This window comes from Desulfosarcina cetonica JCM 12296 (assembly GCF_001311845.1).
Classification (GTDB): Bacteria; Desulfobacterota; Desulfobacteria; order Desulfobacterales; family Desulfosarcinaceae; genus Desulfosarcina; species Desulfosarcina cetonica.
This window is the reverse complement of sequence record NZ_BBCC01000435.1, coordinates 1-1539: the sequence shown is the minus strand read 5'-3', so window position 1 is coordinate 1539 and position 1539 is coordinate 1. Positions and strand designations below refer to the sequence as shown.

Below are 1539 nucleotides of genomic sequence, written 5' to 3'. Positions count from 1 at the left end.
CACCGATCAAGCCGGCCTTGGCCGCCGCGTAGTTGGCCTGGCCGCGGTTGCCCATGATGCCGGCCACCGAGGCGATGGAAACGATGGATCCGCGTTTTTGGACAATCATGCGCTCCAGGATCGGTCGGGTCACGTTGTAGAATCCCTGCAGGGTGACATCGATCACCGAGCGCCACTTCTCCGGCGACATCATGATAAACAGCTCGTCGGCCACGCGGCCGGCGTTGTTGATCAGCGCGTCCATGCGCCTATGGCGGCCCAGGAGGGATTCCACGGCGGCCTGGGTCTCGTCCGCGTCGGCGACGTTGAACCCGGCGATTTCACCATCGCCACCGGCATCGCGCATTGCGGCAAGGGTCTCCTCGGCGCCCTTTCGATCCGAGAGGTAATTGACGATCACATGATAGCCGCTGGCGGCCATCTCAACGCCAATGGCCTGACCGATGCCCTTGCTGGCGCCGGTGACCAATGCCACGGGTGTATCTGTTGCCGTGCTCATGCCATTATCCTGTATCGATCTGTATAGACCTGAATAGAAAGGATCAGTCCGTTCCGGCCTGCATCAGTTGCAGGGTCATCTCGGCCACCGGTTTGCCGGCCACCGTGGCCTCGGCCCGAATTTCCCGAAAGCCCTCGAAGACAAACTCATTTTCCGAGGTCACGATGATGTCGGTTCCAAGGGGCAGGCGATCCACGAAAAACCGGGCGCTCTTGACGCCCACCATCCAGCCCCCCTGGTCGGCGGTCGGGCCGTTGGTCAAATGGTTCTGCCAACCGTTGCTGATCGCCGCGGTCTGGGCCGCCAACTCCACCAGGATCAGGCGCGCACGCCACCAGCGTCGGTCATGGGCCATCGCGGGGAAACCGCCGAACGGGTGACGGCCTTTTCCTGGCCGAGGGAAACGACCTCATCGATCAGCAGCATGGCGTCCCGGTGGGGCAGGAGATCTTCGATTGTCAGCCTTCCGGCAGCATGGGCACCTGTCTGCACTACGGGTATTGATAGACTCTTAAAAATCGCGTTTCAGACGGATCCGTCAAATTCATTGAAAAGGCAACCGAAAGCAGGTAGACAAAGGGCGCCTTGACGAAAGCCCGTTTACTATACTTTGCGGGCCATGTAAACGATCATGGCCCCAACCCAAGCAACAGATGCGGAACAGGTGATGGAAAAACTGTTAAATGAATTGAAGATCAAAATCGTGGACATCCTGAACCTGCCGGATGTCGCTCCCGAAGACATCCGCGCGGACGATCCGCTGGTGGGTGGGCCTTTGGGCATCGACTCCATCGATGTGCTCGAAATGGTGATCATGATCGAAAGGGATTATCAGGTGGTGATCAATAACCGTGAACTGGGTGCCAAGGTATTCGCCACCCTGCGTTCCCTGGCCGACTATATCCAAACCCACGCCCCGGACCACGCTCCGGAGACCACCAGTTGACCCAGGCTCCGGTTTTCATCGTTTCCATGGGCCTGATCAGCGCCCTGGGAAGCGGCAGTACCGATACCGTTGCCGCCCTGCGCGCCGGCCGCCG

At 59.8% G+C, this 1539-nt stretch carries 4 protein-coding genes; 1 reads left to right on the top strand and 3 read right to left on the bottom strand.

Annotation, left to right across the window (positions count from 1 at the left end; genetic code table 11):
• The 3 genes from JCM12296_RS34725 to JCM12296_RS51700 all read right to left on the bottom strand — a co-directional run.
• The coding region (locus JCM12296_RS34725) for an SDR family NAD(P)-dependent oxidoreductase (protein WP_054702743.1) at nucleotides 1-499 on the bottom strand (499 nt) is incomplete at its 3' end.
• Nucleotides 500-542: 43 nt separating this feature from the next.
• Nucleotides 543-854, bottom strand: a complete 312-nt coding sequence (locus JCM12296_RS34720) for an ApeP family dehydratase (RefSeq protein WP_054702739.1) — start codon at nucleotides 852-854, stop codon at nucleotides 543-545.
• Nucleotides 818-925, bottom strand: coding sequence for a hypothetical protein (locus JCM12296_RS51700; RefSeq protein ID WP_479690897.1), 108 nt, complete (start codon nucleotides 923-925; stop codon nucleotides 818-820). The genes JCM12296_RS34720 and JCM12296_RS51700 overlap by 37 nt, the downstream gene beginning before the upstream one ends.
• Before the next feature lie 241 nt (nucleotides 926-1166).
• On the opposite strand from JCM12296_RS51700, the gene JCM12296_RS34715 reads away from it, so the two are divergent.
• Nucleotides 1167-1445, top strand: coding sequence for a phosphopantetheine-binding protein (locus tag JCM12296_RS34715; protein WP_054702736.1), 279 nt, complete (start codon nucleotides 1167-1169; stop codon nucleotides 1443-1445).
• Nucleotides 1446-1539 lie beyond the last annotated feature (94 nt).